The organism is Corallococcus praedator (genome assembly GCF_003612125.1).
Classification (GTDB): Bacteria; Myxococcota; Myxococcia; order Myxococcales; family Myxococcaceae; genus Corallococcus; species Corallococcus praedator.
Genome location: NZ_RAWI01000037.1, coordinates 1 through 14,272, shown reverse-complemented (window position 1 = coordinate 14,272; position 14,272 = coordinate 1). Strand labels below are relative to the sequence as shown.

The 14,272-nt window shown below is 71.7% G+C and carries 13 protein-coding genes; 6 read left to right on the top strand and 7 right to left on the bottom strand.

Annotated elements, in window-relative coordinates; translation table 11 throughout:
- Nucleotides 1–11: 11 nt before the first annotated feature.
- Nucleotides 12–767, bottom strand: coding sequence for a hypothetical protein (locus D7Y13_RS07395; protein ID WP_120583351.1), 756 nt, complete (start codon nt 765–767; stop codon nt 12–14).
- A gap of 230 nt (nt 768–997) precedes the next feature.
- On the opposite strand from D7Y13_RS07395, the gene D7Y13_RS07390 reads away from it, so the two are divergent.
- Nucleotides 998–2,011 (top strand): ABC transporter ATP-binding protein, encoded by a 1,014-nt coding sequence (locus D7Y13_RS07390; protein WP_120583358.1) that lies wholly within the window; start codon nt 998–1,000, stop codon nt 2,009–2,011.
- Between the two features lie 10 nt (nt 2,012–2,021).
- Here the strand turns inward: D7Y13_RS07390 and D7Y13_RS07385 are convergent, their stop codons facing one another.
- Nucleotides 2,022–2,219, bottom strand: a complete 198-nt coding sequence (locus D7Y13_RS07385; protein ID WP_120532604.1) for a hypothetical protein — start codon at nt 2,217–2,219, stop codon at nt 2,022–2,024.
- Between the two features lie 173 nt (nt 2,220–2,392).
- Here D7Y13_RS07385 and D7Y13_RS07380 point away from each other — a divergent pair, with 173 nt between their 5' ends.
- The 4 genes from D7Y13_RS07380 (at nt 2,393) to D7Y13_RS07365 (ending at nt 5,995) form a co-directional block, all read left to right on the top strand.
- A complete protein-coding gene (locus D7Y13_RS07380; protein WP_120532603.1) occupies nt 2,393–2,707 on the top strand; it encodes a DUF2171 domain-containing protein in 315 nt (104 codons plus the stop codon).
- 179 nt (nt 2,708–2,886) lie between these two features.
- Nucleotides 2,887–4,083: a Kelch repeat-containing protein gene (locus D7Y13_RS48620; protein WP_279637081.1), complete on the top strand. Its 1,197-nt coding sequence runs from the start codon at nt 2,887–2,889 to the stop codon at nt 4,081–4,083.
- 57 nt (nt 4,084–4,140) lie between these two features.
- Nucleotides 4,141–4,458: a hypothetical protein gene (locus D7Y13_RS07370; protein ID WP_147444276.1), complete on the top strand. Its 318-nt coding sequence runs from the start codon at nt 4,141–4,143 to the stop codon at nt 4,456–4,458.
- Nucleotides 4,459–4,564: 106 nt separating this feature from the next.
- Nucleotides 4,565–5,995 (top strand): M24 family metallopeptidase, encoded by a 1,431-nt coding sequence (locus tag D7Y13_RS07365; RefSeq protein WP_120583354.1) that lies wholly within the window; start codon nt 4,565–4,567, stop codon nt 5,993–5,995.
- 2 nt (nt 5,996–5,997) lie between these two features.
- On the opposite strand, the gene D7Y13_RS07360 is transcribed toward D7Y13_RS07365, so the two are convergent.
- The 3 genes from D7Y13_RS07360 to D7Y13_RS07350 all read right to left on the bottom strand — a co-directional run bounded on the left by D7Y13_RS07360 (nt 5,998) and on the right by D7Y13_RS07350 (nt 9,662).
- The gene (locus D7Y13_RS07360; protein WP_120583355.1) at nt 5,998–7,161 is read right to left on the bottom strand and encodes a cytochrome-c peroxidase; all 1,164 of its coding nucleotides are present in this window, start codon (nt 7,159–7,161) and stop codon (nt 5,998–6,000) included.
- Nucleotides 7,162–7,310: 149 nt separating this feature from the next.
- Nucleotides 7,311–7,718, bottom strand: a complete 408-nt coding sequence (locus D7Y13_RS07355) for a hypothetical protein (RefSeq protein WP_120532598.1) — start codon at nt 7,716–7,718, stop codon at nt 7,311–7,313.
- 195 nt (nt 7,719–7,913) lie between these two features.
- Entirely contained in the window at nt 7,914–9,662 is a 1,749-nt protein-coding gene (locus D7Y13_RS07350) for a S8 family serine peptidase (RefSeq protein WP_120583356.1), read from the bottom strand.
- A gap of 338 nt (nt 9,663–10,000) precedes the next feature.
- Here D7Y13_RS07350 and D7Y13_RS07345 point away from each other — a divergent pair, with 338 nt between their 5' ends.
- Nucleotides 10,001–12,286, top strand: coding sequence for a serine/threonine protein kinase (locus tag D7Y13_RS07345; RefSeq protein ID WP_120583359.1), 2,286 nt, complete (start codon nt 10,001–10,003; stop codon nt 12,284–12,286).
- Nucleotides 12,287–12,323: 37 nt separating this feature from the next.
- Here the strand turns inward: D7Y13_RS07345 and D7Y13_RS07340 are convergent, their stop codons facing one another.
- Both D7Y13_RS07340 and D7Y13_RS07335 read right to left on the bottom strand, forming a co-directional pair.
- Nucleotides 12,324–13,001 carry an RDD family protein gene (locus D7Y13_RS07340; RefSeq protein WP_120583357.1) on the bottom strand — a complete coding sequence of 226 codons (678 nt, stop codon included), beginning with the start codon at nt 12,999–13,001 and terminating at the stop codon, nt 12,324–12,326.
- A gap of 97 nt (nt 13,002–13,098) precedes the next feature.
- Nucleotides 13,099–14,070, bottom strand: a complete 972-nt coding sequence (locus D7Y13_RS07335) for a PDR/VanB family oxidoreductase (protein ID WP_120532595.1) — start codon at nt 14,068–14,070, stop codon at nt 13,099–13,101.
- Nucleotides 14,071–14,272: the final 202 nt, after the last annotated feature.

The window sequence follows — 14,272 nt, the reverse complement described above, 5'->3', positions numbered from 1 at the left end:
AAGAACAGGTCTCAGCGCTGCTCGTTGTACGCGAAGCCCTTGTCCACCCAGGCCTGCGCGACGACGTAGGAGAACGTCAGCAGCGTGAAGGCGACGGAGCTCTGGTTGTAGCAGCGCCGGCCCGTGCCGGGCGTCCGGTAGGTGGCCAGCGCGTGGTGGTGCATCTTGGCGAGCAGCAGCGTCGTCGACAGGGTGCGCGTGCTGTAGAAGCTGCCCCAGCCCATGCTCATGTTGCCGTAGAGGATGCGCAGCATGATCTGCGCCGTCTCGATGACCCGGCGCGACACCACTTCCCTCACGAAGCTGTGGGGGCGCTGGACGAACAGCGCGGAAATGTCGTGGTGGTAGTAGGTCGCCAGGAACGACACGCCCGCCAGCTCGTTGACGGAGCTGAGCTGGAAGAAGACGTAGAAGAAGGCCTCGTCGCGCGCGGCCTCGAACTCGCGCAGGAACTGGTTCGCGGAGGCCGCGCCCGTCACCGCCTGCGTCGCCGCGGCGGCGTTCGGCCCGTACAGCAGGCCCGCCAGGCGCTGGTCGCTGTACGTGTTGTCCCAGAAGGAGGAGATCTTCGCGAAGGCGCCCAGCGCGGGCCGCCAGGCCGTGCCCGCCACCAGGGGCGTTCCCCGGACATGCGTCTTCCACAGGGCGCTCAGGTCCGCCACCAACGCGGGTTCCTCCTGCTCGAGGATGCTGAACAGGCTGTTGGCCGCCGTGAGCGGGTTGTCCAGGAGGGCGGTGACGTCGTTGCCTCGGAAGATGAACGGCATGGCGGGGCCTCCAGAGGCAGACGCCTGGGGCGGGAATCCTAGAGACGGAATGAGCCTGGAACAAACCGCTGACCCTGGAAGTAACGCTTTCCTTCGGGGCGGGATGTCCGCGGCCGTACGCGCCGGTGGGGACGGGCTTGTCGGCCGGGTGGGAGCGGCGATGCTGGTCGCCTCTTCGGACCGCGCGTGAGGGTGGCGCGGCGGTCCTTCTTCAGGTGGAGGTGGCGCGGGTGGCGACGGTGTCCCTGCAGGACGTGCGCAAGGTGTACCGGGGCGGGGTGGCGGCGGTGAAGGGCGTGAGCCTGGACATCGCGGACGGCGAGTTCGTGTCGCTGGTGGGCCCGTCCGGGTGCGGCAAGTCCACGACGTTGAACCTCATCGCGGGGCTGGAGGAGTTGTCCGGCGGCACGCTTCGCATCGACGGGCAGGTGGTGAACGACCTGTCGCCGCGCGAGCGCGACATCGCGATGGTGTTCCAGAGCTACGCGCTCTACCCGCACCTGGACGTGGCGGGGAACCTGGCGTTCCCGCTGAAGGTGGCGGGGATGGAGGCGAAGGACATCGACGCGCGGGTGCGCGAGGTGTCCGGGGTGCTGGGGTTGGAGGCGCTGCTGGCGCGCCGGCCGAAGGAGCTGTCGGGCGGGCAGCGGCAGCGGGTGGCGCTGGGGCGCGCGTTGGTGCGAAGGCCGAAGGTGTTCCTGTTCGACGAGCCCCTGTCCAACCTGGACGCGGCGCTGCGCACGCAGATGCGGGGGGAGATCAAGAAGCTGCACGAGCAGCTCCAGGCGACGTTCATCTACGTCACGCACGACCAGGCGGAGGCGATGACGCTGTCGGACCGCGTGGTGGTGATGAGCCAGGGCGAGGTGCAGCAGGTGGCCCCGCCGCGCGAGCTGTACGACGCCCCGGCGAACCTGTTCGTGGCGGGCTTCTTCGGCTCGCCGCGCATCAACCTGGTGAAGCCGGACACGCTGGGGCTGCCCCCGGAGGACGCGGTGCTGGGCCTCAGGCCAGAGCACCTCCAGGTGGGCCAGGGCGAGCGCCCCGCGGATGCGCGCGAGGGGCGCGTGTACCTGGTGGAGCCCATGGGCGCGGAGGTCTGGGTGACGGTGGAGACAGGCGGCGAGCGGCTGGTGGCGCGGGCGCCCGGAGACTTCCGCGCCGCGAGCGGGGACCCGGTGTGGCTGCGCCACGATGCGCGTTATCTGCGCCGGTTCGACGGGAAGACGGGGCGCGCGGTGTGAGGCGCGTGGGTCAGGCGTAGACCTCCTCGCTGTCCACCAGCGGCTCCAGGCGGCGCTGGAGGGATTGGAGCAGGGCGTAGCGGCGGCCCAGGGCGTCCTGGAGTTCGCGCGCCTCCGTCCGCGTCCGCTCCTCCCGCAGGGCGCCGAGGGCCGCATCCAGGGTCTCCTGCAGCACGCGTGACTCGTCGTTCGACAGTTCCAGCAGCATCGGGGGCGACCTCCTTCTCGTGAACGTTGGGCACCGCGTCCGGGAGTGCGCGGGCCGTTCCCCTGGCGTGGAGGAAGGTTGCCCGGGGGCTCCCCGGGCTGCCTGCCTTGATGCGCACGGCGGCGGGAGCGACCCCACTCTTGGTGAGGACCCCAGGCGCGAGGAGCGACACGATGATTCACGCAGGCGACGTGCGAGAGGGCATGGCGGTGCTCGCCGCCGATGGACAGAAGCTGGGCCGGGTGGCGGGCGTGGGCGACACCCACTTCGAACTGGAACAGGGCCTGGTGCCCATTCCCCGGCGCGACTACCTCATCGAGTACAGCGACGTGGAGGCCGTGCGCGAGGACGAAATCCTGCTCAAGCCCGCGGACCATCCGCAGCTCGCGCTGGAAGAGGATGACGACGGCGGGGCCCTGCCGCCCCGAAACAGCGAGGGGATGGACGCGGAGCCCGCGAACGACCCCGTGGGTCCCATGCGGCACTGAGTTCGGAGCGCTTCCCTGACGCCCGGCCGCCAGGGGTGTTTCCAACCCGGAGGGCAGGGCAAGGGCCCGGAATCATTGGGCCCCACGGCCGTGGAGTGTCAGACCGGTGCGATAGACACACCCCCTCGGTCAGACGTCCGGGTGGGGTCATGCGACGGCTTTCGACATCTTGCGTCACGATGCTGTGGTTGGGAGTGATGTTCTCGTGCGGGCCCGCGCCGCGAGCGGATGCGGGAGCCGTGGAGGCGCCGGTGCCGGGCGTGTTGTCCACGCCGCGCCGGCTCCTGCCCTACGTCGCGCTGGAGGACGGGCGGGTGCTGGCGGCGGGGGGACACGACGGGCACCGCACGCTGGGCTCCAGCGAGGTCTTCGACCCGGACACCGGACGGTGGCGGCCCACGGGGGCGCTGCGCACGGCGCGGCGCAACCATGCGGCGGTGCGGCTGCTGGATGGGCGGGTGCTGGCGGTGGGCGGCTCCCAGGGAGTGACGGTGGGGGCGCTGGCGAGCGCGGAGGTGTACGCGCCGGACACGGGGACGTGGACGGCGGTGGCGCCCATGGGCGAGGCGCGCAACGACCCGGCGGCGGTGGTGTTGCCGGACGGGCAGGTGCTGGTTGCGGGCGGCACGGACGTGGACCTGCGGCCGGTGCGCTCGGCGGAGCTGTACGACCCGGCGGCGGGGACGTGGCGACCGGTGGAGGCCCCGGGCTTCGTGCGGGGAGGCGAGGGGACGGCGGTGGTGCTGCGCTCCGGCCGGGTGCTCTTCGTGAGCGGGTTGCAGGCGGAGTTGTACGACCCGGCGACGGGCCACTGGGAGAAGGCGGGCGTGGTAGGCGGCGCGGCGGGCACGCACCGGCTGGGGCACACCGTGACGCTGCTGCCGGATGGGCGCGTGCTGGTGGTGGGAGGCACCACGTCGCGCGCGGCGCAGACGGCGGAGGTGTACGTGCCGGAGCGCAACGCGTGGGAGCTGGTGGAGTCGCCCTCGGTGCCGCGTGAGCACCACGCGGCGCTGGTGACGGGGGAGGGCGCGGTGCTGGTGGTGGGCGGCGAGCACTCCACGCGCGGCACGCTCGCGTCGGCGGAGCGGTTCGACCCGGTGCGCGGCACGTGGACGCAGGCGCCTACGCTGCATGAGCCGCGAGGCGAGGCGGGCGCGCTGTGGCTGCGACGGGGCACGGTGCTGGTGGTGGGCGGCGTGAACGAACTGGGCACGCTCGCCACGAGCGAGGAGTACGTCCCGGCCACCTGTGTCCCCATGACGTGTGAATCCCGGGGGCCGGCTTGCGGTGTGACGACGGACGGCTGTGGCGGAACGCTCGACTGCGGCCCGTGCGTGGCGGGCGCGCTTCCTGGCATCGAGCAGGGCCCATGACAGTTGAATCCAGTGGGCAATGGACAGATTCGCGTCAAGGCGAGCACGCTGCCATCCATGACTTCCGGACCTCCACGGCACACGTCCATCGATGACCCGGTGGCCGACGACTACTGGTCCTTCGAGGACGACCACGGACGCCCGCACGTCTCGCGCGTCACGCTGGGCAGGCCCGTGCCCATTCCCCAGGACGCCAATGGGGACTGGTACTGCCCCGTGCTCATCGGTCACGCGGTGCCCCTGACCGTCAGCATGGTCGGTGTCGGCCCCGTGGATGCCCTGCTCAACGCCGCGCGCTTCTTCCGCGAGCACTTCCACGAACTGCGCAAGGTCAGCCCTCGCGCCACACCCCCAGGCTCCACGGATTCAGCGTGAAGCCAGCACAGCGTGTCTGGTTTTCACGGCTGACCGGCAACCCGGGACCCGGCGGGCGTCTGTCTTTCTTCGCACCGCGCGGACGTGCGTGACAGACTGCGCGCCCATGCGCTCCTGGAAACACCTGCTCGTCGTCCCGCTTGTCTGTTCCACCGCCTGCGCCACCGCGCCCGTCCCGACCGCGAAGACCGAAGCCCCGGCCCCCGCCGCCGCGCCCGTGGCCGTCGCGCCCGCGCCCGCCGCGCCGGAGCGCCCCTTCGGCACGCTGCGCGAACAGGCGGACCGCCAGCAGGCCTGGCTTCGCGAACGCCTGGAGATCGCGCTGCCCCAGCTCATGCGCAAGCACGGCGTGCAGATGTGGATCGTCCCCATGCGCGAGTACAACGAGGACCCCGTCTTCAAGGCGCTCGTGGCCCCCACCACCTTCGCCGCCCGCCGCCGCACCATCTACGTCTTCTTCGACCGGGGCGGTGACAAGGGCGTGGAGCGGCTGGCCCTGGGCGGCAGCACGCAGGGCGGTCTCTACGAGGCCCGGCGCGCGCCCCAGCTGGTGGACCGGGGCGGCGCCCAGCGCCCCGCCGAACTCCTGGGCCCCGAACAGTGGCCCCTGCTCAAGCAGGTGGTGGAGGAGCGCAAGCCGCAGTCCATCGCCATCGACGTGTCCCCCGCCATCGCCTTCGCCGACGGCCTCACCCATGGCGAATACGAAGGCATGGCCCAGGCCCTGGGCCCCGCCTGGGTGAAGCGCTTCAAGCCCGCGGGCGGCCTGCCCCTGGACGTGCTCGGCTGGCGCAGCGCCGACGAGGTCCGTTTCTACGAGGACCTCACGAAGCACGCCTGGAACATCATCCAGACCGCCTTCTCCAACGCGGTCATCACCCCCGGCGTCACCACCACGAAGGACGTGGAGTGGTGGATGCGTCAGCGCCTGGCCGACCAGGGCCTGGACACCTGGTTCCAGCCGGACGTGGACGTGCAGCGCAAGGGCGCCACCGAGGAGCAGCTGGGCGACAGCCCCGTCATCCAGCGCGGCGACGTGCTCCACTGCGACTACGGCATCACCGCGCTGCGCCTCAACACCGACACCCAGCACATGGGCTACGTGCTGCGCGAAGGCGAGACGGACGTCCCCGAGGGCCTGAAGGCCGCGCTGAAGGCGTCCAACCGGCTCCAGGACATCGTCACCGGGGAAATCAAACCGGGCCGCACCGGCAACGAGGTGCTGCGCGCCTCGCTCGCGCGCATGAAGGCGGAGGGCATCGACGGGACCGTGTACTCACACCCCATTGGCCTGCACGGCCATGGCGCCGGCCCGATGATTGGCATGTGGGACCGGCAGGAGGGCGTGCCCGGCAACGGCGAACACCGCGTGATGCCGTCCTCCTGGTTCTCCATCGAGCTGCAGGCGACGAGCCCCGTCCCGGAGTGGAACGGCCAGCCCGTGCGCTCCGCCCAGGAGGAGGACGTGGTGCTGGACGCGGAAGGCGCCGTGCACTGGGCCTTCCAGCGTCAGACGACCTTCCACCTGGTGCGCTGAAGTCAGCGCGGCGCGCCCGTCATGGACTTGAGCAGCGTCACCAGCGCCTGCTTCTCCTCGCTGCTCAGGTCCAGCTTGACGATGGTCACCGTGCGCACGCCGGGGAACGTGCCGTCCGGGTCGCCGCCCTCGTTGTAGAAGTCGACGACCTCCTCCAGCGTCTTCTCCGCGCCGGTGTGCATGTACGGCGCGCTCATCGCCACGTTGCGCAGCGTCGGCGTGCGGAAGGCGCCCACCACCTCGTCCGGCTTGCCTTGCGCCTGCGCGCGCAGCGTGGGCAGCCGCGCCGCGTCCAGGCCCGTGGGCGCGTCGCTGAAGAGGCCCGCGGCGTTGAACTTCCAGGACAGCAGCGAGTCCACCGCGTCCGCCTGGCCGCGCTTCCCGGCGCCCGCGTCCTTCAGGCCCAGGTTGTGGAACTTGTCGTCCGTCAGCATGCGGCCCTTGTGGCACACCACGCACTGGCCCTTGCGCACGAAGGTCTTCAGCCCCAGGTACGCCGGGTCCTTCTCCTGCGTGCCCGCCTCCACCGCCGCGAGGAAGCGCCGCACGTCCGCGTCGAAGGGGGAATCCGTCCGGTTGAGCGTGCGCTGGTACGCCGCCAGCACCTTGCCCACGTTGGCCATCAGCCGGTCCCCGTCCGACTCGTCCGCGGGCGCCGTGCCGAACAGCTGCGTGTACGCGGACACGTACGCGGGGTCCGCCACCAGCCGCGCGCGAACCACGACAGCGTCCGAGTCCATCTCCACCGGGTTCGTCAGCGGCAGCACCGCCTGGGACCAGAGCCGGTCCGCCCGGCCGTCCCACATGAACCAGCGGTTGTAGCCCGTGTTCAGCAGGCTGGGCGGATTGCGCTCCGTGCGCTGGCCTCCGCAGCCCTCCGCCGTGGCCGTCTCCACCGTGTAGCTGTCCCCCTGGTGGCAGTCGCGGCAGGACACCGTCCCGCAGCGCGACAGCCCCTTGTCCTCGAAGAGCCGGTGGCCCAGCGCCGCCGCGGAAGCGTTGTCCCCAAACTTGTTCGTGGGGTCCACCTCCGGCTTCACGCTCGGCGTGTGCAGGATGCTCAACTGCTCGAGCTCGTCCTCGGTGGGAAAGGGGGCTTCGGATTCGCAACCCGTCCCCAGAAGGACCAGGGCGAGCACGGCGGTACGCAGACGGAACAGGGACATGGGCGGGCGAAGCTTCGCGCCCTTGTGTTCAGCAATCAATGGTCCCCGGAAGAACCCACTCGCAGGCTCTCCTGCCATTCTCGCGAAACCGGGGACGCCCACCCTGGCGCGTCCCCGTCCTTCATGCTCCGGCCTTCAGCGCGCGGAGGCTACCCGCAGGAGAGCTTGTAGCTGAGGACCTTCGCCCCGAAGCGGGCGACGTTCACCGTCGTGGGCTCCGGGCTGGCCGTGGGCGCCGCGCCGCTGGCGCACTTCAGGGCCGGGTCCACCACCAGCTCCACCTTCAGGTCCGCGCCGTCCGGCAGGCTCGCCACGGTGTAGCTGCAGGTGTTCTTGCGGCTCTGCTTCACCTCGCCCGAACCCAGCGCGGCGGAGTTTCCCTCGGTCACCTTCACGTTCACCGACGAGCACGGGTCTCCCTGCAGCCCGCTCTCCGGGTACGTGATGCTGCCGGTGACCGTGGCGTTGCCCCCGCGCCCTCCAGCCGCCGCGCCACTCGACGTGGAGGCGCAACCGGTCACGGCAAGGACGAAGGCGGCAACAGCAATTCGCAACATGGATATCCTCAATTCAAGAATGAAAGGGTTTTCGCGCAGGCAGGCCGCCGTCCAGGCAAGCCATTCGCGCGCGCCACGTACAATCGCGCGGCGCCTTCATTCCACGCGGAAGCGCATTCGCGATTGCGTTTCCGCGTTGGGATTTCCGCTCATCAACACTGTCCGGCCTGCTCCCAGCGGATGAGAAAACAGGCATCACTGGAGTCGCTGCAAGGCGTCATGCGCATGCACCAGACCGTGGCCGAACGCGGGGTCCCTGCCGGGCGTGCCCAGGTCGCGCGCGGAGGCCTCCATCGCTTCGCGGACTTGTAGCGGCGTGAGCGTGGGATGGGCGCTCCAGAGGAGCGCCGCCACGCCGCTCACGAAGGGCGCGGCCATGGAGGTGCCGGAGACGTAGGTGTAGTCCACCGGGACCAGGCTCAGCCGCGCGAAGGTGCCCAGGCGCTGACGCAGCACGGTGCCGGTGGCCTGGTTGACGCTGACGGCGGGCGCCCAGTGGCCACGGCGGGGCAGGGAGAGGATGTCCGCGGCGCCGCCGGCGGGCGCGTCCTCGTTGCCGAAGATGACCGCGCGCGCGCCCTGCATCATCACGTTGGACATGGCCTGGTCCACGGGCACCGCGCCCGGGTGCACGTAGGCCACGAAACCGTCACAGGTGGCGTCCTGGCACGCGTCCAGGGAATCCCCCAGGCCGCAGTCCACCAGCCGCCCCAGCGCGTCGCCGGTGGGTGAGTACAGCAGCGAGCGCGACATGGGGACCAGGTCGTTCACGGACATCTCCGCGAAGGTGCCCAGGCCCCGGGGGAAGGTGGACAGCACGTCCACGCCGGGCGCCATCAGGCCCAGGGCGTTGCCCATGCTGGAGAAGTTCGCGCGCCGCTCGTTCGCGTCCACCGCGCCCACCGCCAGCACGGACGGGTCCGACGCCGGGTACAGCACCGGGCCGCCCTGGTTGCCCGCGGCCGCCACCACCAGCATCCCGTGGTCCAGCGCCGCCTTGAACGCCTCCACCGAGTTGCGCGTGGGCGAGCCTCCGCCCAGCGACAGCGACAGGACGCGCGCGCCCTGGGACTCGCACCACTCCAGCGCGGAGAACACCACGCTCATCTGCGTGGAGCCCTGCGGATCCAACACGCGCGCGATGAGCAGCGAGGCGCCGGGGGCCACGCCCACCATGCCGCCCGCGTTGAGCCGGGGGCCGGTGACGCCGCCCTGTCCCAGCCGCGCGCCGATGATGCCCGCCACGTGCGTGCCGTGGCCCTGGCCCCACTCGCCCTTTTCGCTCTTGTCCGTTGGATCATCGTCGCCCTCCAGGAAGTCGTGGCTTGCCACCACGGCGCCCTGGAACTCCGGGTGCTCCACGTCCAGCCCGCTGTCGATGACGCACACCTTCACGCCCTCGCCGGTGGGAGCGCCCGGGTCCAGCACGCCGTCCCCGTTCGCGTCCCACACCGCCGGCCCCTGCACCAGGCGCAGCCCCTCGGAGTACTCGTCGGACGGCGAGGCGCCCAGGGTGGAGGCCCCCACCGGCTGCGTCAGCGCGGGCGGCAGGCCCTGGGAGGACCAGCGTTGATCCTCCTCGATGCTCTCCACCAGCGGGCTGTGCTCCAGCATGAAGCGTTCCAGGGCGTTCACGCGCGCGGCCACCGCAGGGATGTTGCGATAGACGGCGCTCACCTTCGCGCCCGTGGCACGCGTCAGCTCGGCGCCGGTCGCGGTGACGCGCGAGGCCTGCGTCTGACCGCCCCGGCGGAAGCGGATGAGGACCGACTGGCGTCCGTCGCCCTGCACCCGGGAAGGCAGCGGCGAGTCCAGGCCCTGGCGGGTCGTCACCTCTCCGGCGACGACACCCGGGCAGGTCTGTCCCCGCGACAGAGGACGTGTGGAGGACTCCGGCCCACATGCCATCAGCGCCAGCAACCCGACGAATCCCCATCGCTTCATGACGCGACTCCTTCCAGGACGACGACCTCGCAAGAGGCCTCCCTCCGGCCGGGGGGCCGAAAGGTGCCCGCCACCCTCCCGGAGGAAGGAAGCGGTCCGCACTTCAGGGAACGCATCCAGGGGTGGAGTCGCAACGTTCCGCGGGGCACGGGGCCCCGGACGTGCTCGGGTTCACACCCCGCCTGTTGTCAGGAGGAACACGCCGTCGGGTTTTCCGTTTGCTCCGGGACTTTCTCTTTTGCTGGCGCGCGGTGTCTGGGGTTTGAGAAGAAGGGGCGAAGCGGGGGGCGCGGCTTGATTCCATGGGGGAGTCCGTGCTGCGCTCCCACATCGAAGCCATGAGCACCGCACCCCCAGAGTCCCCTCGGTTTTTCGGGCGCTACGAGCTCGTCCATCTCCTGGGCCAGGGCGGCATGGGAGAGGTGTACCTGGCGAAGCTGACCGGGGCGGCGGGCTTCGAGAAGCCCTGCATCGTGAAGACCATCCTGCCGGCGCTGGTGAAGGACCGGCAGTTCCTGGACCGGTTCCACCACGAGGCCAAGGTGCTGGTGCACCTGGTGCACTCCTCCATCGCCCAGGTGTACGACATGGGCGAGGCGGACGGCACCTACTACATGGCCCTGGAGTACGTGGCGGGCGTGGACCTGGGGTACCTGCTGGAGCAGGCGCGGGTGCAGGGGCGGGCGGTGCCGGTGCCGGTGGCGCTCTACATCGGGCAGCGCATGGCGGAAGGGCTGGGGTACGCCCACCGCAAGACGGGCCCGGACGGAGACCCGCTGGGCATCGTCCACCGGGACGTGTCCCCGCACAACGTGATGGTGTCGTACGAGGGCGAGGTGAAGGTCATCGACTTCGGCCTCGCGAAGTCCACCGCGCGCAGCAAGTACACGCTGCCGGCCACGGTGATGGGGAAGCTGGGCTACATGTCCCCGGAGCAGGTGCGCGCCGAGCCCCTGGACCACCGCAGCGACATCTACTCCTGTGCGGTGGTGGTGTGGGAGATGCTGGCGGGCCGTGGGCTGGTTCCCCACGGGACCGTGGGTGAGATGATGGCGGCCATGTCGAATCCGGTGGTGCCGCCGCTGGCGGACCTCCGGCCGGACGTGGACCCGTCGCTGGAGGCGGTGTTGCGGCGGGCGCTCGCGCCCGTGCCGGCGGAGCGCTACCTGCGGGCGGACGACTTCGGTCGCGCGCTCAACGCGGAGCTCTTGCGCACCGGGGCGGCGATGGGCGCGGAGGAAGTGGGCGAGTTCGTGCGCGCCCTGTGCCCGGAGGCGTTCGCCGAGCAGCGCAAGCTGGCCTCCAACGTCGCGGGGGAGCGCCGCACGCCGCCGCCCGTCGCGCGCTCCGGCTCCGGCTCCTCCGGCACCGGCCTGTATGGGGCGCCTGGAGAAGGTCCGGAGTCGGGCGCGGCCTTCCAGGCCACGGCGGTGCGGACGCCCGGCGACGCGCCCGTGCGGCGGGACACCGGGCGCATCGAACCGGAGCTGGCGCGGGGGCCCTCGGGCACGTTCGTGTCGGGCGCTCCCAGCCGGGGCCCGGGTTCGGGCGGGGTGGCCCGGAGCGATGAGGCGCTGGACGCGTCCGCGCTGGGCGCCACCGCAGTGCACCGGGTGTCGGACCCGCGGGCCCCGGCGCCGGTGGAAGGCGCTCACGGACAGGCGTTGGAGAAGCCCGAGCGTCGCCGGCCGCTGGCGCAGATCGCCGTGGCGGCGTTGCTGCTGGTGGGCGCCACGGTGGGCCTCACCACGTATGTGATTCACACGAACACGGCGTCCCCGGCCGTCGTGCCGCCCGCGCCCGTCACCCCGACGGAGCCGGTGGTGGCCGCGCCCGAGCCGCCGGTGGTGACGCCGCCCCCGGACGTGGCGCCGCCGCCCGACGAGGCGCCGGTCGTCGCGGAGAACGGGGCGCCGGACGCGGGCGGGGTGCCTGCTCCGGTGGAGGTCCCCGACAAGCGTCCGGACGTGAAGGTGGCGTCGGTGTCGAAGACGCGGCGGCCTCCTCGCATGGTGTCCGTGAACACGCTGGTGGCGCCCATCGAGGAGACGCGGGGCGGTCAGCGCGTGGTGAACGTGGAGGCGTGGCCCGGGCTCATCGCGGGTGTGTCATTGCAGGTGGTGGGACCGGCGGCGCGAGGCTCCAACAAGCACCCGCTGCTGGGGATGGCCCGCGTGGAGAACATCCGTCCCAAGCGGGATCAGCTCACGGTGCGGTTGGATGACGACGCGGACGCGTCGAAGGGCGAGCGCTACGTGGTGCTCCCCGTGCGCCCGTCCACGCCCGTGGCCCCCGCGCCCGTCGCGGAGCCGGTGCGCGAGGAGCCGCCCGCGGAGCCTCGCAAGCTGCTGGGCTCCGCGACGACGGACGGTCTGCTGGGCTTCAACGTCAACCGGACCCTCACCATCATCAACGAGGACACCATCCCCTGGACGAAGTGCAAGATCGTCCTGGCCCGGCGGCAGCAGGCGTTCATGGCGTCGCTCGCGGAATATGCGAAGCACGAGGTGAAGACGGTCGCGCCCTATTTCACGGTGCAGGCCAGCGCGCCCATGGTGCCCGAGCGCACGGTGCGGATCATCTGCAAGGAAGGCGAAGGGGAGTTCCCGCTGCGCAAGCAGTAGCGCGTCATGGCGTGGGCGCGCTCCGCCACGCCCCCGCTCAAGGCCCCAGTCGCGCGGCGCCCACGGGGCACTCCGCGCGCAGGAAGCCCGCCACCTCCGCGTCGCCTGCCTTCGCGTTGCGCACCGCGCGGGACATGGACGTGCGGCACTGCCACGTCACGTCGCGCGTGCCGTGGCAGCAGTGCCAGCCGGTCAGCGTGCGGTCCAGGTACTGGAGCATCTCCTGGCGCGTGGGCGTGAGGATGCTCCACACCGCGCCGGCGAGCAGCGCCACCCCGAGGAGCTGGGGCAGGAGGGCCCGGAACCAGCCGCGAGCCCCGCCCGGAATCACGACCGCGTGCACACCCAGCCGCGCGTCCAGCGGCCGCTGTTGCAGCACCACCTGGAGCAGCAGCTCCACCGGCGCGGTGAGGCCCCGCAGGAGCCCGGTGCCCAGGCCCGGCGTGCGTCCCCCGTCGCGCTCCAGCTTCAGGCCCAGGAAGTGGCGGCCCGGGGTGCGGCCCGTCAGCCCGCCCACGGCGGACAGGACGCACCACGCCACGGCTCCCGCGAGCACCAGCGCGCCCGGGGTGGACAGCTGCTCCGCCGCGCGCACCGCGCCCCAGCCCACGAGCGCGGAGCTTGTGAGGTCCAGCAGATCCGCCACCCACAGCCGGCCCTGATACCGGGCCTCGGTGGGAATGGTCTCCATGGAGAACAACGTCCCGTCGCTCATCAGCCTCTCTCGTGCGCGAGCGGGGCTTGGACCCCAGGCCGCCCGTGCGGCGCCAGGAACGCGCCCGAAGCGAGCGCGTCCCGACCCCGCGCTCCTACTACAGGTCCAGCACCAGCCGCTTGGAACGTGCGCGAGAGACGCAGACGAGCATGCGGGCATCACCCGCGGGCTCCGCCTGGAAGAAGGTGTCGCGGTGTTCGGGGGTGCCCTCGCACACGCGGGTGACGCAGGTGCCGCAGGAGCCGGCCTCGCAGTCGCTCTCCACCTTCACCCCGTGGGTGCGCAGCACGTTGAGCACGCTCTTGCCGGCCGGAACGCGCAGGACCTGGCCGGTGCTGCGCAGGGCCACCTCGAAGTCCTCCTCCGGCGTCGCGTGGGTGGCGGCGGTGCCCGCGGCGGTGAAGGCCTCGAAGTGGACCTTCTCCCAGGGCCACCGGTTCAGGAGGGCCGCCTCGCGCACGGCCCTCATCAGGCCCGCCGGACCGCAGCAGTACAGCCGCGTGCCCGGACCGCGCGTGCTCAGCAGCGTGCGCACGTCCAGGCCCTTCGCCGGGTCGCCCCCGTCGTGGTGCAGGTGCACGCGGCCGGCGAAGGAGGGCGAGGACAGGAGCTCCCGGAAGGCGGTCCGGCCCGCGTCGCGCGTGCAGTAGTGCAGCACCCACTCCGCGCCGGTGCGCTCCAGCAGGCGCGCCATGGCCAGCAGCGGGGTGATGCCGATGCCGCCCGCGATGAGCACGTAGCTGCGGGCGTAGAGGAGGGGGAAGTCGTTGATGGGCTCGCTCACGGTGAGCGTGTCGCCCACGTGGACGTGGTCGTGCATGGCCCGCGAACCGCCGCGTCCGTTCGCATCGCGCTGCACGGCGATGACGTAGCGGTGCGTCTCGCCCGGGTCGTTGCACAGGGAGTACTGCCGCATCCCGTTCAACGTCGGCACCTGGACGTCCAGGTGGGCGCCGGCCTCGAAGTCGGGCAGTGCGCGGCCGTCCCTGGAGACCAGCTCATAGGACCGGATGCCCTCGGCCACGGGGGTGATGCGCGCCACCCGCAAGCGCAGCGTCTTCGTCGTCACGGTATGCCCCTGTTCCCCGACCCGCCGCCCACGCAGGGCCAAGCCAGTCTTCCGGCGTCGGGCACGGTGGCCATTGGCCTGGGGCGCGTGCAGTGGGCGCGGGGGCGGTGTTGCTGACGCCTTGCGGACATCCGGTGCCTGCCTGGCTGCCCTCCGTGCGGACGCGGGGGGCGAGGAGGCGCGGGTGGGCACGGGCGGGAAT

Bases quoted from the DNA above. Each gene is read 5' to 3' on its own strand.
- D7Y13_RS07355 (WP_120532598.1), bottom strand. From the start codon at position 7,718: ATGTTGCGAATTGCTGTTGCCGCCTTCGTCCTTGCCGTGACCGGTTGC.
- D7Y13_RS07380 (WP_120532603.1), top strand. From the start codon at position 2,393: ATGATTCACGCAGGCGACGTGCGAGAGGGCATGGCGGTGCTCGCCGCC.
- D7Y13_RS48620 (WP_279637081.1), top strand. From the start codon at position 2,887: ATGCTGTGGTTGGGAGTGATGTTCTCGTGCGGGCCCGCGCCGCGAGCG.
- D7Y13_RS07365 (WP_120583354.1), top strand. From the start codon at position 4,565: ATGCGCTCCTGGAAACACCTGCTCGTCGTCCCGCTTGTCTGTTCCACC.
- D7Y13_RS07360 (WP_120583355.1), bottom strand. From the start codon at position 7,161: ATGTCCCTGTTCCGTCTGCGTACCGCCGTGCTCGCCCTGGTCCTTCTG.
- D7Y13_RS07370 (WP_147444276.1), top strand. From the start codon at position 4,141: ATGACTTCCGGACCTCCACGGCACACGTCCATCGATGACCCGGTGGCC.
- D7Y13_RS07395 (WP_120583351.1), bottom strand. From the start codon at position 767: ATGCCGTTCATCTTCCGAGGCAACGACGTCACCGCCCTCCTGGACAAC.
- D7Y13_RS07340 (WP_120583357.1), bottom strand. From the start codon at position 13,001: ATGAGCGACGGGACGTTGTTCTCCATGGAGACCATTCCCACCGAGGCC.
- D7Y13_RS07350 (WP_120583356.1), bottom strand. From the start codon at position 9,662: ATGAAGCGATGGGGATTCGTCGGGTTGCTGGCGCTGATGGCATGTGGG.
- D7Y13_RS07345 (WP_120583359.1), top strand. From the start codon at position 10,001: ATGAGCACCGCACCCCCAGAGTCCCCTCGGTTTTTCGGGCGCTACGAG.
- D7Y13_RS07385 (WP_120532604.1), bottom strand. From the start codon at position 2,219: ATGCTGCTGGAACTGTCGAACGACGAGTCACGCGTGCTGCAGGAGACC.